The organism is Janthinobacterium sp. GW822-FHT07H10 (genome assembly GCF_058798675.1).
On record NZ_JBXAKS010000005.1, the window covers coordinates 130,892 to 153,381 of the forward strand.

Sequence of the window (22,490 nt, forward strand, 5' to 3'; positions counted from 1 at the left end):
GACCGCCGGCGCGCGCAAAAGTGCCGCTTTTCCCTTCCTGCCCCATGAAACTGTCCAGCCATAACATCGAACTGTTCCTGGCCGTCGTCGACGGCGGTTCCTTTTCCAGCGCCGCGCGCGCCTTGCGGCGGGCGCCGTCGGCCGTCAGCATGGCCATCGCGAATATCGAGGCGGAACTGGGGATCGTCCTGTTCGACCGCGGTGCGCGCGAAGCCGTGCCCACGCCGGCCGCCGTGGCCCTGATACCCCATGCGCGCCTGATCGCCGACCAGCTGAAACAGTTGCACTTGCATGCGCAGCAATTGTCGCAAGGCCTGGAAAGCCGCATTTCGCTGGGCATCGCGGCAGAACTCGATCATGCGCCTTTTTTGCGCGCCGTGCGGGCCTTGTCGCAGCGCCACCCGCTGCTCGACATCGAGGTGCTGACGGCGCCGCAGGATGATGTGCTCGACATGCTGCACCGGGGCCGCATCAGCGCCTGCATGGCCTTCGGCGGCGGGCGCATCAACCATGAAGAGCAGTTCCAGCTGGTGGGCAGCGATGCCTTGCTGGCGATTATTTCCACGCAGCATGCACCCAGCGAGGCGGGCCGGCCCCTGTATATCGAGGAATTGGTGAATTTGCGCCAGATCATCGTGGCCAGCCGCGAACTGGACCTGGCCGATGCGCGCCCCGTGGTGGGACTGTCCTACTGGCGCACGGACAGCTTGCCGATGGCGCTGTCCATGGTCGAGGCGGGCCTGGGCTGGGGCAATTTCGCCGCCTCGGCCATCGCCGATTCGCTGGCGGCGGGGCGTGTGCGCCGCGTCGCGTTCAAGAATACGGGCAATGGCCTGGTGCTGCCTATCCACCTCGTGTGGTGCAAGGACCGGCCGCTGGGCATGGCGGCGCGGTCCTTTCTTCAGTTGCTCAGCGAAGCGGCCTGAACGTCGGTGGGTTCTTCTTTCGGCTGCTGCGCCGACAGGGGCACGCCAAACAGGCCGTCGAAGAAGTAGTTGAAGATGAAGCTGTAGCAGGGAATGATCAGCATCAGCGCGAAGTCGAGCACGAACGCCTGCCACAGGCTGATATCGAGCCACCAGGCGATCAGCGGGATCAGGTAGATGACGAGGGTGATCTGGAAGCCGATCGCATGCAGGATGCGGCGCCACACGGTGCGCGTGCGCGATACTTGCCGGATTTCCCAGTATTCGAAGGCCGTGTTGTACAGCAGGTTCCAGATGACGGCGATGGTGGTGATCATGATCGCCAGCGGCCCCGTGCTGGTGGGCGATTCGCCCGAAAGCAGGGTCAGCCAGAGTGTGGAAATGGCCATGCCGATGATTTCAAAGGCGGTGACGTAGACGATTTTGCGCTTGATGCCTTGCATGTAAAGCCTGTAAAGAAGAAGTGGCGCATATTTTAAGTCAGTCATGCTGATGTTTGAAGTTGATAGCTGTCAGTTTTTCTGATGGCTCCATGGAATGAAGGCGCACGCCGGCATACCGCGCAACGGGCAGACGGTGGATAATGTGGGCTGGCGGGCAACTGGTTCCGCCGTATCACCGCAGATGAGGTCAAGAGCATGCAAGGCGCAGCAGACAGCAATATCCCGGAGTCCCCCGCCACGCCGGACGAACGCCCGCGTTTCCGCCCCCGCCCCTGGGAGCACCTGGAAACGCCGTATGACGTGGAAGTGTGGATCGAGGAACATAACCGCAGCATGCAGGACAATATCCGCGCCACGGAAACGGGCGTCGGCATCTGCTTCACCCTGGCCGAAGGCGGCGACATCTACATGCAGACCAGCGCCGATGGCGCGGTGGTGCTCGACGTGACGCCGGACGCGGCCTGGGTGGCGCCCCTGATCAGCGCCGCCACCGGCTGCGAGACGCCCGCATCCTCGTTGTGGATCTTGCCTGACGATAAGCTGATCCAGCTGATCGTGGGCCTGTCCAGCCTGGTGGCCAGCACCCTGCTGGTGGTGGGGCACGACTTCGGCTTGCGCCGGCGCCCCATGGCGCACGGACGCTGAGGCGCTTGTTGTAGAAAAGTTATCCATGGCGCGCATGGCTCGACACTGGGCCGGCTAAGTGCTAGTCTCGGGGCAGTGTCCGCCTGATTGTCTGGGCGGCGCTGCAAAGGATAGCCATGGACAAACCACCGCATGCGGTACCTGGACTGGATTCCTCCGCGCGTCCCGACGACGGCGCGCCGCGGCCTGACGCCCCCCTGCTCGACGACGGCGTCTTCAGCCCCGCGCGCGTGCGGGTCGAGCGCGAACAGGCGTATTTCAACGATTTGTACCTGCTGGCGCCCGTCGCCTATTTCGTGCTGGGCCTCGATGGCGTGATCCTGCAGCTGAACCTGGTCGCCGCCGAACTGTTCGGCCTGGCGCGCGGCTGCCCCGGCCATGTGCTGTTCCGTTCCTACGTGCACGAGGCGTTCCGCCACGATTACGCGCAGTTCGTGCAGCGCGTGCTCAACAGCGATGAACCGGAGCGCATCCAGCTGCAAGTGCGGCTGCGCCCGGATGCGCCGGAACCGGGCTTGCCCGTCAGCCTGCTGGGCAGCGCCGATCCTGGCGGGCAGACGCTGCGCCTGGTGCTGGAGCAGGCCGAAGGCAAGCTGGCCGCGCTCGAACGCAGCGAGGAGCGCTTCCGGCGCATCGTCCACAGCGCCGAGGAGGGCATCTGGGAAATCGATGCGCAGGCGCTGACGAGCTTTGTCAATCCGAAGATGGCGCACATGCTGGGCTGCCAGATCGAGGACATGCTGGGCCAGCCGCTGGTGGCCTTCATGGACGACGAGGGGCGTGCCATTCTCGAGCGCAACATCGCGCGGCGCCAGGACGGCATCGCCGAGCGCCATGAATTCAAGTTCCTGCGCCGCGACGGCAGCGCGCTGTGGGCCACCCTGGCCACCAATCCCATCTTCGATTCCGGCGGCGGCTACCTGGGCGCGCTGGCGCTGGTCAGCGATATCACGGCCCACCGCGAGGCGTCCGAGCGCATCTGGCAGCAAGCCAACTTCGACCAGGTGACGGGCTTGCCGAACCGCCACATGTTCCTCGACCGCCTGCATAACGAGGCGCGCCGCGCCAAGCGCGAAGGTGCTTGCCTGGCCTTGCTGTTCATCGACCTCGACCATTTCAAGCAAGTCAATGACCGCTTCGGGCACGAAAAGGGCGACCAGCTGCTGCGCCTGGCGGCGCGGCGCATCAGCGAGCGCGTGCGCTCGACGGATACGGTGGCGCGCCTGGGCGGCGATGAATTCACCGTCCTCCTGGCCGGCGTGGGCCAGCTGGGCGGCATCGAACGCGTGCTGCAGGGGCTGATCGCGGCGCTGGCCGCGCCTTTCATGCTCGATGGCGACAGCGCGCAAGTGTCGGCCAGCGTGGGCGTGGCGCTGTATCCGGCCGACGCCGAGGAAACGGAAACCCTGCTGCGCCATGCCGACCAGGCCATGTATGCGGCCAAGAATGCGGGGCGCAACTGCTACAGCTATTTCACGCCGGCCTTGCAGCAGGCGGCCGAACTGCGCCGCAACACGGCGCGTGACATGCGCCTGGCGCTGGCGCTGGAACAGTTCGAGCTGCATTACCAGCCCATCGTCAGCCTGCAGGGCGGCGGCATCGCGCGGGCCGAGGCGTTGCTGCGCTGGCGCCACCCGCAGCGCGGCCTGCTCGCACCCGCCGAATTCATGGCGTTTGCGGAAGCCAATGGCTTGATCATCGATATCGGCGACTGGGTCTTCCGCCAGGCCGTGCGCCAGGCCCGGCAGTGGCAGGCCGCGTCCGGCGCCGCATTCCAGATCAGCATCAACAAGTCCGCCGTGGAATTTCGCTGCGATGCGGCGCTGTACCAGGACTGGACGGCGCACCTGGCGCGCGAAGGACTGGCGCCGGGCGCCATCGTGATCGACATGGCGGAAGGCGTGCTGCTCGACGAGGCGCGCCAGGTGAGCGAGCGGCTACGCCAGTTCCGCGCCATGGGCCTGGCGCTGGCGCTCGACGATTTCGGCAGCGGCCAGGCCTCGCTGGGCTGCCTGAAGAAGTTCGATATCGATTTTCTCAAGATCGACCGTTCGCTGGTGCGCGAACTGGGGCAGGGCGATGCCGAACTGGCCCTGTGCGAAGCGATCATCGCGCTGGCGCAGCGGCTGGGCCTGAAAGTGGTGGCCGAGGGCGTGGAGACGGCCGTGCAGCGCGACCTGCTGCGCGCGGCCGGCTGCGATTATGCGCAGGGCTATTTCTTTTCCGATGCCTTGCCGGCGCCGCAGCTGGGCGCCATGCTGGCTGCTCAGCCGGCTGCCTGACGGGGCTGGCCTGCCTCGCCATCGCCTTCCATCAGCTGCTCGACGGCCGCCACGGTGTCGGCGGCGCTGACGCTGTCCAGGGTCAGGCCGGGCGCCAGCAGGACGCGGTAGCGGCTGCTGGCCGGGTAGAACCAGCGGTAATTGTCGGTGCGGATATAGTAGCCGACGATTTTCCTGTCGTAGGCCGAGGCCAGGTGGATCACCGACGTGTCGGGCGACACCACCAGTTCGCAGCGGCGGATCAGGGCCGCCAGCGCCAGGATATGACCGGTCGCGGGCGCCAGCAGCACATTCGGCCGGGCGGCGCCGTGCACGATTTCCCCGGCGCGCGCTTCGCCGCCCGGCGCGGCGATCACCAGCAAGGCATGGCGCGGATAGCGCGCCGCCAGCGCGGCGCAGCAGCGCTGGGCGTCGGCCACGCTGACCGTGCGTTGCGTATTGCTTCCTTGGAAATTCAGGCAAAACAGGCCCGCGTAGTCGCGCAGCAGGGCGTCGCAGGCCGCATCGACCGGCGCCGCATGCGCATCGACGCCATACAGTTCGTAGCGCTCATCGATGTCGCGCAAGCCAAAGGCGGCAAACGCGGCGAAGTAGCTGCGCAGGATGTGCGCGTTGCGGTCGCACGGCACCGTATGGTCGAACATGCCCAGGCTGGCCGTCGAGGTGCCGTACTTGGGGATGGCAAAGCCCGTCAAATAGCGGGCGCCCAGCCATTTGATGCGCAACAGCAAGGGAATCGAAAAACGGTTGTAGGGGTTGAAGATGACGTCGTAGCGGCGCCGTCGCAGCTCGGCGATGGTGGTGCGCAGATCGCGCAGCAGCGATTGCTTGTCCCAGATCACAACGTCGTCGACATGCGGACAGCCGACCAGCAGCGCGCGGTTGGCGCTACTGGCGGCCACGTCGATCTGCCAGTGGGGATAATGCTGCTTCAAGGTGCGCAGCAGCGGCGTGGTGACGATCATGTCGCCGATCTTGTCATTGCGTAAAATCAATACCTTGCGCACGCGCGCGATATCGAGCGGCTGCTTGCCGCGTTTGCCCAGCAGGGCATGACTGATCAGCCGGGCGACGGTCTTAATCAAGGGAACTCCGGGTGTGGATGACGGGGATGTGCTGGCGGCCATCGCATGGCGTCGGCGCACCAGCAGCATCTTACGGATTTTCACCGCCGGCAGATAGGGGAGGGCCGATTTTAATGTGCGCCGCGCCGTGTGACGGCGCGGCGCGCAGGCGGCGCCTAGCCCAGTCCCAGCAGGGCGACCACGCGCTCGCGGCTGATGCCGACCAGGGCCGAGCTGATCGCCAGCAGCGATTCATAGCCGGGCTTGCTGGCTTTTTCCGTGAAATTTTCCGCCAGCGTGTCCATGCTGACGCTGACCTGCGCCGGCTGCGCCCGCGCCACCCGCCCGGTGGCTTGCGCCAGCGCCAGGCTGACGGAGCTGCGTGCCTGCTGCAGGTGCGCCAGCGCCTGCACCACTTGCTGCAAGGTGGCGCGCAGGGCTTCGACGTCGCCGGTATTCCATTCTTCCGGCGCGATGGCGGCCGGTTCCGCATCCGTGCGCACGCGGCTCATCTGGCCGGTCGGGTAGCGGATGCCGCTGCCGCGCACGGACAGGCTGTCGCGCACGTTGGCCCATGCCGCTTCCGGCGTGCTGAACACCAGTTCGCCATTCTCGCCCTGCTTGACGCGGATGCCCGACGGCATCAGCGCCTGGTCGAAGCGGGCGATGATCTGCTCGCCGCTGAGACCAGGTTCGATATTCACGGAACGCAAGGCCTGGTTCGCGCCGCCCACGGAGAAGGCCAGCACTTCCTGCGGCCCTTCCTGCAGGCTGGCCATGGTCAGGCCGCGGATGCTGAAGTTTTGCTGCGCCGGCTGCGGGCTGGTGTAGCTGAGCTGTGCATCGAGCGTGCCGCCCGAGGCGCTGGCGCGCTGGCGCCAGGTATTGCTGAACTGGCGCACGCGCGCCTCGACCTGCCCCTCGCGGCCCTGGCGCGCGGCCAGCTTGGCGGCCAGCTCGCTTTTCAGCGCCTGCAGCTGGCTGCTGCTGCGCGCCAGGTAGTCGAGCGTCTGCTGGGCGTTGGAAATTTCTCCCTGCAGCTGGTGATCCCAGTTGCTCAGGCCACGCTTCAGGCTCGCCGTCGAACTCCTCGTCGCCGGCGCCGGCGCTTCAGGGCGCGCGCTGGAGCTGGCGCTGCCGTTGATGGCGGCGGACGCGTCATCGACGACGCGGGCTGTGCCGGCGCCCTTGGCGCTGACGCCGGAGGAGGAAGAGGTCTGAGCGATGTGCATGATGGTCAGAGAAGGTCAAACAGGGAAATGGTGCCCACCTTGGCGTAGGCTTTGTAGGTCGCTTGCAGGGCCGTCTGGTAGCCGGTCAGTTCGATGGCGGCCGCGCCCATGTCGGTCTTTTTCAAGTCCAGCAGGGCGGTATTGTTCGACAGCGATACGTTGTCCAGGTTGCCGGAAAGCGTGGTCAGGATGTTTTGCGCGCCGCCGAAGATGGCGATCTTGCCGGCCAGCAAATCCATGCCGTCATCCGTGCCGTCGAGCGCGGCGCCCACCACCGTGCGCACGGCCGGATCGTTGGCGTTGACGCCCTGGACGCTGAGGGTGGTGATGGCCTGGTCGATCTTGTTCAGCCACACTTCCAGGTTTTTCACGTCGACGTTGGCCGCCTGCGTCACGCCATTGCCCACCACCACGGTTTGCGTGTCGGTGTTGCCAATATATGTGTAGCGCGCGCCCACGGCGGCCGTCGGGTCGTACTTGATGGCGGGCTGGTCGGTGGCGGTGCCGGAAAACATGTAGCGGCCTTCCTGGTCCTTCAGGTTGGCCGTGTACAGCACGCTGTCGCGCATGGCCGTCAGCGATTGCGTCATCGCATTCAGGTCGTCCGGCGCATTGCCGCCGTCGGCGGCCCAGACCAGCAGGTCGCGCGCCTGCCCCATGTCGGTGACCATGCTCGACAGGTAATTTTCATTTTTCAGCAGGCGCACTTTTACCGTGGCGATATTGTCCTGGTATTGCGAGACCATGGCTTGCTCGCGCGTCAGGCGCGAAATGCGCACGTTGCCGATCGGGTCGTCCGACGGCAGCTGGATGCGCAGGCCCGACGACATCTGCTGGGTCAGGTAATTGATGCGTTCCTGATTTTGCTGAAGCGAAATATTGATCAGCGATTGGTACTGGCTACTGGCGACACGCATGATCTTCTCCTTAACCCATCATTGCCAAAGTGGCGTCAAACAAGGTATTCGCCACGGAAATGACCTTCATGTTTGCTTGATACATATTCTGGAATTCGACCAGGTTCATCGCTTCCTCGTCCTTGTTCACGCCGCTGGTGGACTTCCAGTCGTCGATGGCTTGCGCGCGCACCGTATTGGCCGTCTTCAGCAAGGCCTGGTTCTGCTGGCTGTAGATCCCCAGCTTGCCGACCAGCTGCGTGTCGGCGTCGCTGATCAGGACCGAACCCACCCAGTTGACATTGATCGATTGATTCTTGATGTCGATCAATTTCTGCAAGTTGCCGCTGTCGCCGGCAGCGCCCGTCAGCGACAGGGCCAGGTCCTTGGCGTTGAAGCCGGCGGTGATGCTCAGCTTGTCATTCGCGTACACCAGCAGGGGACCGCCGGTCGTGCCGGTCATGGTCTGGCCCAGGGCCAGCTGCGCGTTGACCTTGCTGGCCACGCTGCTGGCCATGTCGCGCAGCGACTGCTGCAGCGGCTTCAGGGTGTTCTGTTCGAATTCGCCGAGGCCGCCCATCTGGCCGCCGATGGCGACGGTGTCGAGGGTGTACGTCGACTTGGCGAAGTCCAGGCTCAGGGTCTGGTCGCCCGTCGCCGTCATGGTGCTGCTCAGGGAGCCGGCGATGCCGCCGATGACCAGCGGCTGGCCCGATTTCAACGAGACATTGCGCGAACCGTCGGGCTGGTCCAGCACTTCGATGCCCATTTGCGCGGCCAGGCCGTCGATCAGCTGGTCGCGCGCATCCATCAGCGACGACACGTTCGTGCCCGAGGCCGTCGAGGTGCTGATGCGCTGGTTCAGCGCGGCGATATTCTGCAGCGCCGTATTGGCCTGCGGCACGATGGCGGCACGTTGCTGGTGCACCGACAGCAACTGGTTGCCCATGACGGTGCTGATGCTGTTGAAGCGCTGCGACATGGCGTCGGCCGCCGTGATGATCTGCTGGCGCAGCGGCGTCGACGTGGGGTCGACGGCGGCCGCGTTGAGGGCGGCGAAAAAGCCGTCGAGGCCGTTGCTGATGCTCGATGCATCGTCGCCCATCACGCGTTCGAGCTGCGTCAGGTAAGGCTGGGTCTGCGAACGGGCGCCCTGGTCGGACGCGGCGCGCCACATTTGCTGGCTCTTGTAGGCATCGGCAAAGCGCAGGAGGGCCGACACTTCCACGCCATTGCCGGCCGAGCGTACGCCGACGCCGGCGCCAAGCGAGGACAGCAGCACGCCCTGGCGGGTATAGCCTGCCGTTTGCAGGTTGGCGATGTTCTGGCTGGCCGCATTGAGTGCGGCCTGGGCGGCGATACTGCCTGACAATGCATTGCTGATGATGCTCATTGGGCAAGGTTCTTTCGTGAAGAGTGTGGCGCGTGCGGGTGGACAGGCCTGGATTCGTTGTTACCTACAACAGGCGACGCTTCAGACGGATTTATTAAGCGCCGCTGCAATATTGTCGGTTTTGACAGCGCCTTTGGCTGAAACGGGGGCGCTGGCCGCCGGCAGCAGCTGGCGCAGGATGGCGTCGGCGATGCCGAAGGCGCGCTGGCCGGCCATCTTGTCGGCCACCAGGTTGTCGGCCATTTCCAGCATGTCGCTGTTGATGGGGTCCTTGAAGACGCTGTCTTCGCCCGCCATCTCGCGCGTGCCCGAGCGCATCTGGCGCAGCATGTGCGAGATGAAGAAGGCTTCGAACTTGACGGCCGCCTCGGTGGCCTTGGCCGCGTAGCGCGGATCGGCCGGCGTGGCCGCCGCGGGGGAGCGGTCGTCGAGCGCCGAGGGCAGGGCGCTGCTGCTGTCGTTGATATTGATCATCAAATTACTACCAGTTCGCCTTCGATGGCGCCTGCCTGGTCGAGGGCTTGTAAGATTGCCATGATGTCGTCGGGCGAGGCGCCCAGGCTGTTGACGACGTCGATGATCGCCTGCAGCTTGGCGCCGGCCGGCCATTTGAACATATTGCCGTTGCCCTGGTCGACGGACACCTTCGATTGCGGCGTGACGGTGGTCTGGCCGCGGCCGAACGGCGCCGGCTGGCTGACGGCCGAACTTTCTGAAATGATGACCTTCAGCGAGCCGTGCGTGACGGCGGCCGCCTTCACGCGCAAGCCTTCGGCGATGACGACGGTGCCGGTGCGCGAATTGAAGACCACTTTCGGCGTATCGGCGCCGACGTCGATGCTCAAGGCTTCGAGCTTGGCCATGAAGGCCACGCGCTGGGTCGGGTTTTCCGGCGCCAGCACTTCCACGCTGGTGGCATCGCTGGTGGTGGCGACGGCGCCGAAACGGCGGTTCACGGCTTCGACGATGTTGATGGCCGTCTCGAAGTGCGGGTGGCGCAGGTTCAGGGTGACGGTCGGCTTGGTGGAGAAATCGCTGAGGATTTCACGCTCGATGTTGGCGCCGTTCGGAATGCGGCCCGAGGTGGGCGTGTTGACGGTGACGGACGAGCCGCTCTTGCCGGTGGCGTTGAGGCCGCCGACGACGACGTTGCCTTGCGCCAGCGCATACGTTTCATTGTCGGCCGCGCGCAGCTGCGTCAGCAATAAAGTACCGCCGCGCAGGCTTTTCGCGTCGCCCAGCGAGGACACGGTGACGTCGATGGCCTGGCCACGGCGGTAGCCGGGCGGAAATACGGCGCTGACCATGACGGTGGCGACGTTCTTGCTTTTCGATTCGGCGCCGTCCGGCATCTTGACGCCGAACTGCTTGAGCATGTTGACCACGGACTGGCTGGAAAACTTCACCTGCGTCGTGTCGCCGCTGCCGTTTAGGCCGACGACGAGGCCGTAGCCGACCAGCGGGTTGTCGCGCACGCCCTCGATGCTGACCAGGTTGCGCAGCACTTGCGCGGCGCTGGCGGGCAGGGACAGGCCGGACAGCACTGCGAGCATGGCTGCCAGGGGCAGGGCGGAGCGAAATTTCATGATGTCACCTTAAAACGGCATCCATGGGCCGACGAAGAAACGCGTCAGCCAGCCTGGCTTGTTGGCTTCGGCCAGGGTGCCCTGGCCGGAATAGGCGATCTGCGCATTGGCGATGCGCAACGATGACACCTGGTTGTTCGAATCGATGTCGGCCGAGCGCAGGTAGCCGCGCAGGCGCACGAATTCCTCGCCCTGGTTCAGGGTCAGGGTTTTTTCGCCCTGCACGCGCAGCAAGCCGTTCGGCAGCACTTCCTGCACGATCACGGTGATGGCGCCGGACAGCGCATTTTGCTGCGTGCTGGTCGAGTCGCCGGCGAAGTTGCGGTCGGCGGACAGGTCGATGCCCGTCTTCGGGAAAGTCTTGCCCAGCAGGCCGGCGGCGGCGACGCCGACGGACGAACCCTTGTTGAACGAGGTGCCGGCCTTCTTGCTCGCCTGCGTGGTTTCCTGCAGGGCCACGGTGACGACGTCGCCGACGCGGAAGGCGCGGCTGTCCGAGGTCAGGGCCAGGCCCGCATCGGGATTGAAGACGCCGCCGGCGACGCCGCCGCGCGCCGTGCTGCGCGGCGCCACCGGCAGCGGCGTATCGGAAAAGCTGGGCGCCAGCGGCGCGGCCGGACGGCTGGCGCAACCGGCCGCCAGCACCAGCAGCAGGGCCGCCGAAGCTTTCATTGCGGCCTTCATCAGCGTGCCGCTTGCGCCAGGTATTGCAGCATATTGTCGGCGGCCGACAGCACCTTGGTGTTCATTTCATAGGTGCGCTGGGCAGCGATCATGTCGACCATCTCTTCGACCACCTGCACGTTCGAGCCTTCCAGCGCGTATTGCTTGAGCTTGCCCAGTGCGCCTTCGCCGGGACGGCCTTCCGTCGGCGTGCCGCTCGATGCCGTTTCCTGGAACAGGTTTTCGCCCAGTGCCAGCAAGCCGGTCGGGTTGACGAAGCTGGAGAGGTTCAGCTGGCCCAGTTCCGTGCCGGCCACATTGCCCGGCACCGTGGCCGTGACCATGCCGTTTTCGCCGATGGTGATGGCCGTGGCATTGTTCGGCACGGTGATCTGCGGCACCAGCGGCAAGCCCTGGGCGTTGACCATCACGCCATTTTCATTCAGGCTCAGCTGGCCGGCGCGCGTGTAAGCCGCTTCGCCGTTCGGGCGCAGCACTTGCAAAAAGCCGTTGCCGGTGATGGCGACGTCGAATTCGCGGCTCGTCGTTTGCAGGCTGCCGGTGGTGAACACCTTTTGCGTGCCGACCATGTGCGTGCCGTTACCCAGCTGCACGCCCGATGGCGACAGGGTGTTGTCGGCGCGCTGCGTGCCCGGCTGCTGCTCGACCTGGTAGAACAGGTCTTCGAAGACGACGCGGTCGCGCTTGAAGCCGACCGTATTGACGTTGGCCAGGTTATTCGCGATGGCTTGCAGTTTTGCATCTTGTGCCTGCACGCCGGTCTTGCTGATCCACATTGCTGGATTCATGATTTACTCCTGATAATTTGATGGGCGTTGGGCTTAGGCGCCCAGCAGGCGGTTGCCGGACTCAGTCATGGAGTCGCTGGCCTTGAATACTTTCATCTGCAACTCGAAACTGCGGTTCAGGCTCATGGTGGCGACCATTTCCTCGACGGCCGAGACGTTGCTGCCTTCCAGGTGGCGGTCGCGCAGGCGCACCGTCGGGTCGGCTTGCAAGTCTTCGCCGCTGCGCGCCACGATCAGGCCCGCCTCGTTCTTGGTCAGCTCGCCCGTTTCCGCGTTGACCAGCTTGAGCTTGTCGACGGTCTGCATCTGCGCCGTGCCCGGTACCTGGATGGAAATCGTGCCATCGCCGCCGATCGACAGGCTGGTGTGCTCGGGAATCGTGATGGGACCGCCTTCGCCCAGCACGGGCCGGCCGTTGATGGTCAGCGCGCCCGTTTCATCGAGGTCCATGGCGCCGGCGCGCGTGTAGGCTTCGCCGTTTTGCCATTGCACCGCGAGGTAACCGTTGCCCGTGACGGCCACGTCGAGCTCGCGCCCCGTTTCCTTGATGGTGCCGGTACGCGTGGCGATGGCGCTCGACTGCGTCTGCGTCATGTGGCGGTCGTCGTAGCCATAGCCGTTTTGCAGCGGCTGGGCGGTCGACACCTCGAGGTTGGCGCGGAAGCCGCCCGTCTCGATGTTGGCCAGGTTGTTGGCGTGTACCTGCTGTGCCCGCAGGGCCCGGTCGGCCCCGCTCATGGCGGTATAAATCAGCGCATCCATTATGCTTTACCCTTGCGTGGTGGCGATTACAGCGCTTGCATCAGCGATTGCAGCATGGCGTTCTCGGTCGAGATGACCTTCGAGTTCGCCTGGTAGTTACGCTGCGACGTCATCAGGCCCACCAGTTCGGAGGTGATGTCGACGTTCGACTGTTCCAGCGAGCTCGTCACCAGTTTGCCGGCCATGCCGACGCCGGGACGGTCGTACATGGCGGTGCCGGACGTGGTCGAAGCGACCCAGCTGGTATCGTTGACGGCGGTCAGTGCGCCTTCGTCAGGGAAGGTGGCCAGGGCGATCACGCCGATGCTTTGCTTTTGGCCATTCGTGTATTTCGCCACGACGGAGCCGTCGTCAGCCAGTTCCACGCCCGTGTAGGTGCCCGAGGCATAACCGTCGGCGCGGTCGGTCGAGGTCGTTGCTTCGCCGGCGAACTGGGTGGTGCCCGTGTAGTCGATGGCGACCGTCATGGCTGCCGCGCCAGGCGGCGTCGGCAGGACTGGCGAGGCGGTCGTGCCCGTCACCAGCTTGCCGGAGGTGTCGAACGTCATGCTCGTCACCGGCGTCACGTCGACGTTGTCGAAGGTGTAATGCACGTCCACGCCCGTCGCCGTCTTGACGAAGTACTGGCCCAGCGAGTGCTTGGCGCCCAGCGAATCGTAGACAATCGAGGACTTGCCGCTGTTGTAGCTCAGTTCGTTGGTCTTGTTGAAGGGTACGGCCTTGATGGTCCATTCGGACGACATGTTGGCGGCATACGCCAGCTTGGTCGATGCCACGGCGGGAATCTGGCCCGTCGGAATGACCATGTCGCCCATGGTGCCCAGGGTGGTGCTGCCTTTTACCGACGCATAGCCTTGCACCAGGCGGCCGTTCGAATCGATCAGCTTGCCGTCGCTGCTGGCCGAGAAGATGCCGACGCGGCTGTAGTTCATGGTGTTTTGCGCATCGCGCGTGACGAAGTAGCCGCGGCCGTCGATGGCCGCGTCGAGCGCGCGGCCCGTGTTCAGCACGCCGCCATTGAGTGACATGCTTTGCGTGACCGAGCCGATTTCCGTGCCCGTCGCGCGCGAACCGGCGTACATGGCCGAAAAGTTGGCGCGGCTGCTCTTGAAACCGTAGGTGCCGGCATTGGCGATATTGTTACTGGTGCTGTTCAACTGTTGGTTGATGGACTGGATACCGGACAGGGCGATGTCGAAACTCATGTTGACTTCCTTTAGTGAAGGACGAGATTAGTGTTCAGGAAAGGTGAGGGCGGATCAGGCCGTCTTACCGTTGAAGCCGGTGATCGCGCCAGGGTTGACTTCGCCCAGGTTCGACACGCTCAAGATCATGCTGCCGGAGGACGACAGGCGCACGCTGTTGAGCTTGCCTGCGATGTCGACCGACGGCTTTTCAGTGCCATTGGTGGTGACCGTCATTTTATAGGTGCCGGCAGGCAAGCCCAACGCGACGGGGTCGATGGTGAAGGGCACGGTACCGGGCGACTTGGCGCCCAGTTCGATCTTGTATTCCTTGTCGTCGACGCCTTTCAGGGTCACCGTGGTCTTGGTGGTGCCGGCGGCCAGCGCGATGCTGCCGCTGACCTTGCTCTTGTCGAGCTGCACGGTGTCGCTGTTGACCATCACTTCGGAACCGACTTGCGCGCCCAGGGCCAGCACCTGCATCGATTGCAGCACGCTGGCATTGGCGCTGGTCAGCGCCGACAGGTTCTGCATCGCTTCCGTCTGCGCCTGCTGCGTCAACTGATTGACGAACTGGCTAGGGTCGGTCGGCGCCAGCGGATCCTGGTTCTTGATCTGGGCCACCAGCAGCTTGGTGAACATGTCTTGCGTGGCATTGCTTTGCGACTTGACGGCGTTGCTGCCGCTGTTGCTGCCGCTGCTGTTGTTTGTAAAGAGATTCGTTTCCATGGCTTATGCTTCACCTAATTTGAGGAGCGACTGCTGCATCGACTTGATGCGGCCCAGAACTTCGACATTCGTTTCAAACGCGCGCGAGGCCGACATCATGTCGGTCATCTCGGCCACCTGATTGACGTTGGGGTAGTACACCATGCCGTCGGCATTGGCCATCGGGTGGCCCGGCTCGTAGACCTTGCGCAGCGGTTCATCGCTCTGCACCACGTCGAGCACCTGCACGCGGCCGCCGGCGCCGCTGGCGCCGGGGCCATCCATCACGGCGGAAAACACGGGCTTGCGCGCGCGGTAGGTTTCGCCTTCGGAACCGGCGACGGAATCGGCGTTGGCCAGGTTGCTGGCGATGGTGTTCAGGCGCACGGTCTGCGCCGCCATCGCCGAACCGGCGATCTTGGAAATATCCTGGAAGCTCATGCGGGTCCTTATTGTCCGGAGATGGCCTTGGACAGACCCCTCAGTTTCATGTTGACGAAAGTCAGGCTGGTCTGGAAGTCGGTGGCATTCTGCGAGAATGCCGCCTGTTCGACGCCGATTTCGACGGTGTTGCCGTCGCGGCTGGGGTGGAAAGGTACGCGGTACAGGGCGCTGGCATCGTCATCGGTCGACAGCAGGCCAGCTTCATTGTCCTGCAGTTGCTGCAGGGCGCTGCCGAAATCCATGTCCATGGCCTGGAAGCCAGGCGTGTTCTCATTGGCGATGTTGGCTGCCAGCACGCGCGTGCGGTCGGCACGCAGTCCGAGTGCGTCGGCATGCACGCCCAGCGCTTCCTTGAAATTAATCCCCATGGTCATCCTTTGTGTTGAATTCGATCGTGCTTTTTGCAGTTCGGGCCAGAAAACAGGTGGTGCGGAGGTAAAATCCCAGCCAGGTCATGTTGACGCATGGTAAGGTCATGCCGCTTCAGTATCTTTGATTAAGGTTAGCAATGATTCATTTCAACAGCATTACGATGATCCGAAACAAGGCGCCACGTCCTCACATACTGCTTCCGGGCCTATTTTTACTGACCAGCCTATATAGTAGTGCAGGACGCGCAGAATTGCCAGCCGACAATATATTTTCACGTGTGGAACAGTTGGCGCGTGAGCAATTGGCGCACCAGGCGGCCACGGCCGGGTTGCTGGAACCGCAATTCCAGGTGGCCGTCGTGAAAAGCACGCGCCCCGTGCCGGCGTGCGCGGCGCCCGTCGCGCTGGAGGCGGCCGACAGCCGCTCCGCACAGCGCATGCGCTTCGTGGCAGTGTGTCCTGGAAGCAACGGTTGGCGTTATGAAATGCTCGTGCGCGGCAGCGTCACGGCCCAGGTGGCCGTCACCAGCGCGCCCGTGACGGCGAATACGCCGCTGCAGGCCGGCGACGTGGTGCTGGCGCGGCGCGACGTGACGATGGTGCCGGACAGTATTTCCTCCTTGCCCGGCGCCGTCGGCCTGTCGAGCCGGCGCAGCTTGCGCGCCGGCGAAGTGCTGCGCCAGGGACAGCTGGCGTCGCCCATGCTGATCAAGCGCGGCAGCGCGGTCAGCATCGTCGCGCGCAAGGAGCAGGTGGAAGTGAGCATGGCCGGCGAAGCCATGGATCCCGGTGCGCTGGGAGAGGTGATACGCGTGCGCAACGCCACCAGCGGCACGGTGATACGTGCCAGGGTGGTCGATGCGGGCGTGGTGGAGCCGGCCGAGATTCCCGGCCGTTAAGGGACGATCAGTCTGCGGCGGCCGTGCGCTGCAGGCGCGTCGCCAGCTGGGTCAGCTTGGCGGCGTAGTTGGGATCGGTGGCATAGCCGCCGCGCGCCAGGCCTTGCGCGAAGGCGCCCGCGTCGGCGCCCGTGTTCAGGGCGGCGCGGTAGCGTGGATTGTCGAGCAGCACCTGCGCATAGTCGCGGAAGGCGCTGGCCTGGTCCGGATAGCTGCGGAAGCGCTCGGTCTTCTTCAGGGCCGTGCCGCTGCCCGCTTCGTATTCGGTCGTGACATTGCTGGCCACGTCGCCCTGCCATTTGCCGCTGGCCTTGATGCCGAACAAATTATTCGTGTCGGCGCCCGTGCCCTGGCGCAGCGGACGCTGGCCCCAGCCCGATTCCAGCGCCGCGTGGGCGGCGACGATTTCCGGCGCCACGCCCAGGCGCGCGCCCGTTTCTTCCGTCCATGGCTTGATCGAAGCGAGGAATTGCTGCTGTACTTCGCCGATCTCGCCGCCCTGGTTGATGCTGCCCAGCACATTGACGGGCTGGCCCTGTTCCAGGTAGGCGCGGCCCTGCGGGTTCAGGGTGGTGGCGTTGCCACCGCCCTGTTCGATGAAACGGGCCACTTCGCCCTGCACCTGCTGGAACACGCTGGCAAAGCTGCCGGTGGACGCGGTGCCGCTGGTCGCGCGCATATTGCTCTGCACGGCATTCGTTGCCGCCGTCGATGGCGTCGCCGCCGTGGCGCGGATGCCTGAAAAATCAGCCTGGCGCATAGGTATCTTCCTCGCCATGCAGCACGCGCTGCATGATGCTGTACTGTTCTGTTAAAAATTCGCTGTTGCGGGCATTCAGGCGCTTGCATTCAAGCACCATCTGTTCCAGCGCCGCCCAGTCGTCCTGGGCCTTGCTGCGCGCTTCGTCTTGCAATAACGCAAACAATTGCGCCATATCGCCTTGCGGACCCAGCAGGGCAGTGACGAGGCTGACGCGCTGGCGCCGGCGCGCATCGAGCTGTTCGACGGCGGCGATCACGGGTTCGGCCAGGGCCGTCAGCTGGGCGCTCTGGTGCTGCAAAGCGGCCTGGAATTGTTCGTCCAGCAAGGTGCGCAGCGCGGCGTAGCCGAGCTGGTCATCGGCCATGCCCTGCAGGACGCGGCGCACGGCTTCCTGGCGCGTGATGCCCTTGCGCGGCGCGGTCACGATTCGCCGCCATGGAAGCGCTGGATCAGGCCCGCCAGTTTCGACGGGTCGAATGGCAATTCGCCCTTGGCCAGCGCATCGCGCAGCATGGCCACGCGCTCGTGGTCGATCTCGGGCATGGCGCGCAGGGCGGCCATGGCAGGCTGCAGCACGGCCGATTGCATTTCCGTGCCGGCCGAGGAGCCGGGCGACACGGCGCCGGCGCCGGCGTTCTCGGCGATTGCCTCGGCAGGGGCCACGGCGCCGCTGCGCACGGTGGCACCGGTATTGCCGGAGGAGATTTTCATACGTTGTCCCTTGCCCTTAATTTGCATGCTCGTCCCGTTCTTTCTTGGCGGGCAAGCCCAGTTTCTCGCGCAGGCGTTGCAGCGTGCCCGAGTCCGGCTCACCCACTTGCAGCTCTTCGCCTTGCGCCTTTTGCCCGGCCATGCCGAACATGGCGGCGATGCTGTCAGCCTGGCCACGCGTCAATATTAACAGTTCGATGCGGCGGTTGATGCCGGCGCTGGCGTTTTTCACGTCCAGCGGCGCGCGGTCGGCCATGCCCACCACTTGCAGCACGCTGTCCGGGCTCATGCTGCCAATCAGCAATTGCGCGCGCGCCGACATGGCGCGGTTGGCCGACAGGGTCCAGTTCGAATAGCCTTCATAGCCGGTATTGGCGTACTGCATCGAATCGGTATGGCCGACGATCAGCATCTGGTTCTCCATCTGCGCAAACACGGGGCCCATCTGGCGCAACAGCTTGCGGAAGCGGTCGGTCGGCACGGCGCTGCCGCGCACGAACATGCCTTGCTTGTCCGTATCGTGCAGCATGACGCGCAAGCCGTAGGGCGTGATCACCGATTGCAGATTGCTCTTCAGGCCCGCTTCATCGCTGAGCTTGTCAAGCGCGCGCGACAGGGCCATCAAGTCCTCCGGCGACTGGTAGCTGACCTTGGTTTCATTCTTCGGCGCCGAACCGGCCTTGCCATCATGCATCTGCTTGCCTTCCGTGCGCGTGTCGCCCGTGCCCTTGCGGGGCATGGGGAAGCGCTCGATCAGGCTGCCGCGGGGGCCGCCTTTCTGTTCCGGCATCACGCCCTGGCCTTCGCCCTGGCGGCTGCCGGCGCTGGCATCCATCATGATTTCCTTCATCGCCTGCTGTTCGCGCGCGGCCATCAGCCACAGCACGAGGAACAGCGACAGCAGGGCCAGGCAAAAGTCCGCGAACGCTACCTTCCAGGCACCGCCGTGGCCGTCGTCGTCATGCTTGCGACCGGCCCGCTTAATGATGGCCTGTTCATGTTTCTCATGCGGCTTTAGCACGGCGGCCTCCCCGGCCTTGGCCTTGCTCTTGTTCCGCGCCGCCATCTTCCAGCGCATTGATCCAGCTTTCCAGCTGGGCGAAGCTTGGCTTGATGTTCAGCTGCACCAGGCGGCGGCCCGCATCGATGGCCAGCAGCGGCGGTTTGCCCGCCACGTGTGTGACCAGCACGACCTTCACGCATTCCATGGTCGAGCCTTCCTCGCCCACCAGCTGTTTCATCATATTGCACATCGGATCGAGCACGCCGTAGCAAAAGAAGATGCCGATGAAGGTACCGACCATGGCGGCGCCCACTTTTTCCGAGATTTCCGCCGCATCGGCGCCGTCGGCCACGGAATTCATGGCCATCACGATGCCGAGCACGGCGGCCAGGATACCGAAGCCTGGCATGGCTTCGGCGATCTTGTGCAGCGACTTCGACGGTTGCAGTAATTCGTCGTGGATGGCTTCCAGTTCCTGCTCCAGCACGCCTTCGAGTTCATGCGCGTTGATCTTGCCCATCGCCATCAAGCGGAAGTTGTCGACGATGAAAGCGAGCAGTTTCGGCTCTTCCAGCACCAGCGGATAGCGCTGGAACAGGGCGCTTTCGCGCGGCGCCTCGACGTGGGCGTCGAGCGCCTTCAGGCCGCCGGCCGCCGTTTGCAGCAGTTCATACATGAGCAGCAGCAACTGGCGCTGGAATTCCGAGCCTTGCTTCTTGTGCGTGACGATCTTGCGCATCTGGTGCAGCATTTCACCGAGTACATGCTTGGGGTTGCCCAGCACCAGGGCGCCGACGGCGGCGCCGATGATGATGATCAACTCGACCGGTTGCCAGATCGCGTGGACGGTGCCGCCCATCAGGGCGAAGCCTCCGAATACACACCCCATCACGATTAAGATACCGATAATTACCATGTCAACTGCCTTTCTGCGTCATTGTGCTGCATCAATTTGATGGGTTTTACTGAAACTATTGCCGAACTGGCGCTTCACTGTTAATCGTCTTGCAGCATGGCTTTCATCTTGCCCAGTGCCGTCTTGTTCAGCTGGCAGACGCGGGCGTCGCTCAGGTCCAGCACGGCGGCAATTTCCTTATAGCTCAATTCGAATTCGTAATACATCTGCACCACGCGCTGTTCGCGCTCGTCGAGCGCGCGCAGGGCCTGCTCCAGGCTGCGCCGCACCATCAATTGCTCTTCCGGACTCGGTGCGCTGTCGGCCTGGCCCAGGCTTTCCTGCAGCACTTCGTCGAAACTGGCGATCAGCTCGGCGTTTTCCGCCAGCTGGTATTCTTGAAACGCTTCCGGCGTCAGCTTCAGGGCCGCCATGATTTCCGCATCCAGCGGTTCGCGGCCCAGGCGCCGGGTCAGGGCGCGTACGCTGTCGCGCAGGCGGTGGCTTTCCTGGCGCACGGCGCGCGGGCGCCAATCCTGGCGCCGCAATTCATCGAGGATGGCGCCGCGGATGCGCAGGCTGGCATAGCTGCCGAAGGACTGGTCGGGCACGCCGTAGCGGCGCAGCGCTTCCAGCAAGCCCATCAGGCCAATCTGTTCCATGTCGTCGCGGTCGATGGCGCCCGATACCTGCGAATTGAGCTGACGCACGATGCGTTTCACCAGGGGGGCATACGCCACCAGATGTTGTTGCTCTTCAGCAACACTGAGCACGGCCGCGCAAGCGCTGGCGGCCGCATATTCGCCGGCGCCATACGCTTCCTGGTATTGCTCTACATAGGCCAAGGGATCTCCCACTAGGTCGGCTGGCGTGTCGGCTTATTCAATGATCAGCTTGCCGACCATGACTTCGGTAAACGGCTTTTCCATCTGTTCGCGTTCATAGCTGACATTGAAAGCCTTGTTGATCTGCTCGGCATACTGCTCCACCGTCATGGTTTGCGCCTTGTCCATGGGAAAGCTCGACAGCGTGCTGACGGCGATCGAGCGCATCAGCGGCAAGTGGTCCTTGGTCAGCTTTTCCTTTTCCTCGGTGGTGGCGATCACCAGGTCGGCCGACAGGTAGTGCGTGTCGCTGTCGCCCGGACCGCGGCGCAGCATCACGATGACCTTGTCGAGCGTGATGAACTTGCGCGCCTTCTTGCCCGTGGCGGGCGGCGGCGGGGCTTTTGCTTCAGCAACCGCGCCAGGCGCGGACACGGGCTTGGCCAGGTACCAGATGGCGCCACCGGCCGCGCCGGCGGCCAGCACGGCCACCGCGACAAAGCCGGCTATCAGTTTCATTTTCATATTCATCAGTTGTACTCTCGCTCATGCATGGCGTAAGTGTTGCTGGAGGATGTGCCTGCTGGCGTGCCGTCGGACAGGGCGCGGCCCGGTTCCGCCTCGTCCTGCTGGCGTCCCGGCTGACGCTGGCCGCGCGCATCGCCTTCGGCAAACGCCTGCGCGGCCGGGCTGCGCGGCGTGGCGCTGATATTCACGGCCACGTCGGTATATTGGCGCTGCGCCAGGTCGCTGCGCATGTTTTCGCCGATGCCCTGCAACTGGCGCAGCACTTCCGTGTTCGACGCCGTGACATTCACTTGCAGCGCGCCGGCCGTGTGGCGGATGGAAATTTCAATGCGGCCCAGCATGGGGGGATCGAGGCGGATCGTCGCGTGCTCGCTGTTGCGGCCGATCTGCGTCTGCAGGCGTTCGCCCAGCGCCTCGCGCAGCGGTTCCTGCCATTGCTGGGCTGAACCGTTGAGCTTGATCGTGTCGCCGCCGGCGGCGGCCGGCGTGGCGTTCGCCACGGCGCCCGTCAGGCCCAGGTTGGGCGCGGCCGATGCGGCAGGGCTGGCGGCCCGCTCGCCATCGCGCGCGGGGGCGGCGACAGCGGCAGCGACGGGGGCGGCTTGTTTCAGCAGCGATTCAAACGGCAGGGCCGTGGCGCTGTCCGCGCCGCCCTTGGCTGCCGGCAATGGGTTGGCGGCGGCCAGCGGTTCGCGCGTGTCGCGGCCCGCCGGTTGCGGCACAGCCTGGCTGCTGAGGGTGACGGCGGCCGGATGCAGGCTGATGTTCAGTGCCGGATTGGCTTGCGCCGCGCTGGCCTGCACCTGCGTCTGCGCCGCGGCGCCGCGCGCTTCTGCCGCCGCCGCGTCCGCCTGTTGCGGCAGGGCAACGGGCAAGGGGGCAAGCGGCAAGCCGATGACGGGCAGCGCCATCGCTGGCAGGCTGCCGCCGTCGGGTTTGCTGGCCGTGTCGGTGTCGGTGTCGCCATCGTTGGCGGGGACGGCAGCGGTGTCCTGCGTCGTCACGCCCGTCACATCGAGCACTTGCGCGAACAGGGGCAGGGCCGATGGCGCGCTGGCCGTCGTGCCCGCGGGCGCGGCGCCGCCTGGCAAGCCGGGCAAGAGTGCCGGCAGCGCCGGTGCTGCGTTGGTCGTCGGCGCAGGCTGCGCCGGTGCTGTGTTGAAGCTCATGATCATGCTTGATACCCTTCAGAGTCGAATTCGCCGAGCGCGGCGTAGGCGACCCAACCTTCCTTATTTGCCTGTAATGCGCCCAGGTGCAAACCCAGGCGTTCTTTTTCCTCAGAGCAAATTTTAACCGCTTGCGCGTGAATTTTGCGCAATTGCAACAATTCTGTTTGTTCCAGCGCATTCCATGCGCCACGTTCTGCCAGCAGGGGAATGTTTTTCGCCAGGCTGGCAGAGAGTTTTCCCATCGCATCCCAGTCCTTCTGGGCAATGGCGGCGCTCAATTGCCGGTT

At 64.6% G+C, this 22,490-nt stretch carries 27 protein-coding genes; 4 read left to right on the forward strand and 23 right to left on the reverse strand.

The features are described from left to right. The first annotated feature begins 44 nt into the window (after positions 1–44). Positions 45–926, forward strand: a complete 882-nt coding sequence (locus AC1RDJ_RS13820; RefSeq protein WP_071324123.1) for a LysR family transcriptional regulator — start codon at positions 45–47, stop codon at positions 924–926. Here AC1RDJ_RS13820 and AC1RDJ_RS13825 read toward each other — a convergent pair. Then, a complete protein-coding gene (locus tag AC1RDJ_RS13825) occupies positions 902–1,369 on the reverse strand; it encodes a PACE efflux transporter (protein ID WP_071324122.1) in 468 nt (155 codons plus the stop codon). The two genes, AC1RDJ_RS13820 and AC1RDJ_RS13825, sit on opposite strands and share 25 nt — an antisense overlap. A gap of 195 nt (positions 1,370–1,564) precedes the next feature. On the opposite strand from AC1RDJ_RS13825, the gene AC1RDJ_RS13830 reads away from it, so the two are divergent. Continuing rightward, the gene (locus tag AC1RDJ_RS13830; RefSeq protein WP_493027741.1) at positions 1,565–2,014 is read left to right on the forward strand and encodes a hypothetical protein; all 450 of its coding nucleotides are present in this window, start codon (positions 1,565–1,567) and stop codon (positions 2,012–2,014) included. Positions 2,015–2,130: 116 nt separating this feature from the next. Beyond that, positions 2,131–4,296: a putative bifunctional diguanylate cyclase/phosphodiesterase gene (locus AC1RDJ_RS13835; protein ID WP_493027742.1), complete on the forward strand. Its 2,166-nt coding sequence runs from the start codon at positions 2,131–2,133 to the stop codon at positions 4,294–4,296. Here the strand turns inward: AC1RDJ_RS13835 and AC1RDJ_RS13840 are convergent. The 13 genes from AC1RDJ_RS13840 to flgB all read right to left on the reverse strand — a co-directional run bounded on the left by AC1RDJ_RS13840 (position 4,281) and on the right by flgB (position 15,405). Next, positions 4,281–5,381, reverse strand: a complete 1,101-nt coding sequence (locus AC1RDJ_RS13840; RefSeq protein WP_493027743.1) for a glycosyltransferase family 9 protein — start codon at positions 5,379–5,381, stop codon at positions 4,281–4,283. The two genes, AC1RDJ_RS13835 and AC1RDJ_RS13840, sit on opposite strands and share 16 nt — an antisense overlap. A 155-nt stretch (positions 5,382–5,536) precedes the next feature. Further along, positions 5,537–6,592, reverse strand: a complete 1,056-nt coding sequence (locus AC1RDJ_RS13845; protein WP_493027745.1) for a hypothetical protein — start codon at positions 6,590–6,592, stop codon at positions 5,537–5,539. 5 nt (positions 6,593–6,597) lie between these two features. Beyond that, complete coding sequence (flgL, locus tag AC1RDJ_RS13850; protein WP_493027746.1) at positions 6,598–7,509, reverse strand: flagellar hook-associated protein FlgL; 912 nt, start codon at positions 7,507–7,509, stop codon at positions 6,598–6,600. A gap of 10 nt (positions 7,510–7,519) precedes the next feature. Beyond that, on the reverse strand, positions 7,520–8,881 hold the full coding sequence (gene flgK / locus AC1RDJ_RS13855) for a flagellar hook-associated protein FlgK (protein WP_071324117.1): 1,362 nt from the start codon (positions 8,879–8,881) through the stop codon (positions 7,520–7,522). Between the two features lie 81 nt (positions 8,882–8,962). Next, positions 8,963–9,355 (reverse strand): rod-binding protein, encoded by a 393-nt coding sequence (locus tag AC1RDJ_RS13860; protein ID WP_442905940.1) that lies wholly within the window; start codon positions 9,353–9,355, stop codon positions 8,963–8,965. Further along, positions 9,355–10,467 (reverse strand): flagellar basal body P-ring protein FlgI, encoded by a 1,113-nt coding sequence (locus AC1RDJ_RS13865; protein ID WP_071324116.1) that lies wholly within the window; start codon positions 10,465–10,467, stop codon positions 9,355–9,357. Before AC1RDJ_RS13865 ends, AC1RDJ_RS13860 begins: the two co-directional genes overlap by 1 nt. Positions 10,468–10,476: 9 nt before the next feature. Then, positions 10,477–11,139, reverse strand: a complete 663-nt coding sequence (flgH, locus tag AC1RDJ_RS13870) for a flagellar basal body L-ring protein FlgH (RefSeq protein WP_442905823.1) — start codon at positions 11,137–11,139, stop codon at positions 10,477–10,479. 11 nt (positions 11,140–11,150) lie between these two features. After that, complete coding sequence (gene flgG / locus AC1RDJ_RS13875; protein WP_198043695.1) at positions 11,151–11,939, reverse strand: flagellar basal-body rod protein FlgG; 789 nt, start codon at positions 11,937–11,939, stop codon at positions 11,151–11,153. A 33-nt stretch (positions 11,940–11,972) separates the two neighbouring features. Beyond that, positions 11,973–12,701 (reverse strand): flagellar basal body rod protein FlgF, encoded by a 729-nt coding sequence (locus tag AC1RDJ_RS13880; protein ID WP_071324113.1) that lies wholly within the window; start codon positions 12,699–12,701, stop codon positions 11,973–11,975. 26 nt (positions 12,702–12,727) lie between these two features. Continuing rightward, complete coding sequence (locus AC1RDJ_RS13885) at positions 12,728–13,906, reverse strand: flagellar hook protein FlgE (RefSeq protein ID WP_071324112.1); 1,179 nt, start codon at positions 13,904–13,906, stop codon at positions 12,728–12,730. Between the two features lie 54 nt (positions 13,907–13,960). Next, on the reverse strand, positions 13,961–14,614 hold the full coding sequence (locus AC1RDJ_RS13890) for a flagellar hook capping FlgD N-terminal domain-containing protein (protein WP_071324111.1): 654 nt from the start codon (positions 14,612–14,614) through the stop codon (positions 13,961–13,963). A 3-nt stretch (positions 14,615–14,617) separates the two neighbouring features. Beyond that, complete coding sequence (gene flgC, locus AC1RDJ_RS13895) at positions 14,618–15,034, reverse strand: flagellar basal body rod protein FlgC (protein WP_289887204.1); 417 nt, start codon at positions 15,032–15,034, stop codon at positions 14,618–14,620. 8 nt (positions 15,035–15,042) lie between these two features. Continuing rightward, positions 15,043–15,405, reverse strand: coding sequence for a flagellar basal body rod protein FlgB (flgB, locus tag AC1RDJ_RS13900; protein WP_071326523.1), 363 nt, complete (start codon positions 15,403–15,405; stop codon positions 15,043–15,045). A gap of 281 nt (positions 15,406–15,686) precedes the next feature. Between flgB and flgA the strand changes: the two genes are divergently transcribed. Continuing rightward, positions 15,687–16,307: a flagellar basal body P-ring formation chaperone FlgA gene (gene flgA, locus AC1RDJ_RS13905; RefSeq protein WP_232250909.1), complete on the forward strand. Its 621-nt coding sequence runs from the start codon at positions 15,687–15,689 to the stop codon at positions 16,305–16,307. 7 nt (positions 16,308–16,314) lie between these two features. On the opposite strand, the gene AC1RDJ_RS13910 is transcribed toward flgA, so the two are convergent. The 9 genes from AC1RDJ_RS13910 to AC1RDJ_RS13950 form a co-directional block, all read right to left on the reverse strand. Beyond that, positions 16,315–17,067, reverse strand: coding sequence for a glycoside hydrolase family 73 protein (locus tag AC1RDJ_RS13910; protein WP_493027748.1), 753 nt, complete (start codon positions 17,065–17,067; stop codon positions 16,315–16,317). Next, the gene (gene flgN / locus AC1RDJ_RS13915; RefSeq protein ID WP_493027749.1) at positions 17,054–17,494 is read right to left on the reverse strand and encodes a flagellar export chaperone FlgN; all 441 of its coding nucleotides are present in this window, start codon (positions 17,492–17,494) and stop codon (positions 17,054–17,056) included. Before flgN ends, AC1RDJ_RS13910 begins: the two co-directional genes overlap by 14 nt. Then, positions 17,491–17,781: a flagellar biosynthesis anti-sigma factor FlgM gene (gene flgM, locus AC1RDJ_RS13920; protein ID WP_493027750.1), complete on the reverse strand. Its 291-nt coding sequence runs from the start codon at positions 17,779–17,781 to the stop codon at positions 17,491–17,493. The genes flgN and flgM overlap by 4 nt, the downstream gene beginning before the upstream one ends. 16 nt (positions 17,782–17,797) lie before the next feature. Then, a complete protein-coding gene (locus AC1RDJ_RS13925; RefSeq protein ID WP_232250908.1) occupies positions 17,798–18,802 on the reverse strand; it encodes a flagellar motor protein MotB in 1,005 nt (334 codons plus the stop codon). Beyond that, the gene (gene motA, locus AC1RDJ_RS13930) at positions 18,786–19,700 is read right to left on the reverse strand and encodes a flagellar motor stator protein MotA (protein ID WP_034757817.1); all 915 of its coding nucleotides are present in this window, start codon (positions 19,698–19,700) and stop codon (positions 18,786–18,788) included. Before motA ends, AC1RDJ_RS13925 begins: the two co-directional genes overlap by 17 nt. An 80-nt stretch (positions 19,701–19,780) precedes the next feature. Beyond that, a complete protein-coding gene (locus tag AC1RDJ_RS13935; protein WP_071324105.1) occupies positions 19,781–20,524 on the reverse strand; it encodes a FliA/WhiG family RNA polymerase sigma factor in 744 nt (247 codons plus the stop codon). 33 nt (positions 20,525–20,557) lie between these two features. Then, positions 20,558–21,022, reverse strand: a complete 465-nt coding sequence (locus AC1RDJ_RS13940) for a flagellar basal body-associated FliL family protein (protein ID WP_335589221.1) — start codon at positions 21,020–21,022, stop codon at positions 20,558–20,560. Between the two features lie 11 nt (positions 21,023–21,033). Next, positions 21,034–22,200, reverse strand: a complete 1,167-nt coding sequence (locus tag AC1RDJ_RS13945) for a flagellar hook-length control protein FliK (protein WP_493027751.1) — start codon at positions 22,198–22,200, stop codon at positions 21,034–21,036. 2 nt (positions 22,201–22,202) lie between these two features. Beyond that, a complete protein-coding gene (locus tag AC1RDJ_RS13950; protein ID WP_232250907.1) occupies positions 22,203–22,481 on the reverse strand; it encodes a hypothetical protein in 279 nt (92 codons plus the stop codon). Positions 22,482–22,490 lie beyond the last annotated feature (9 nt).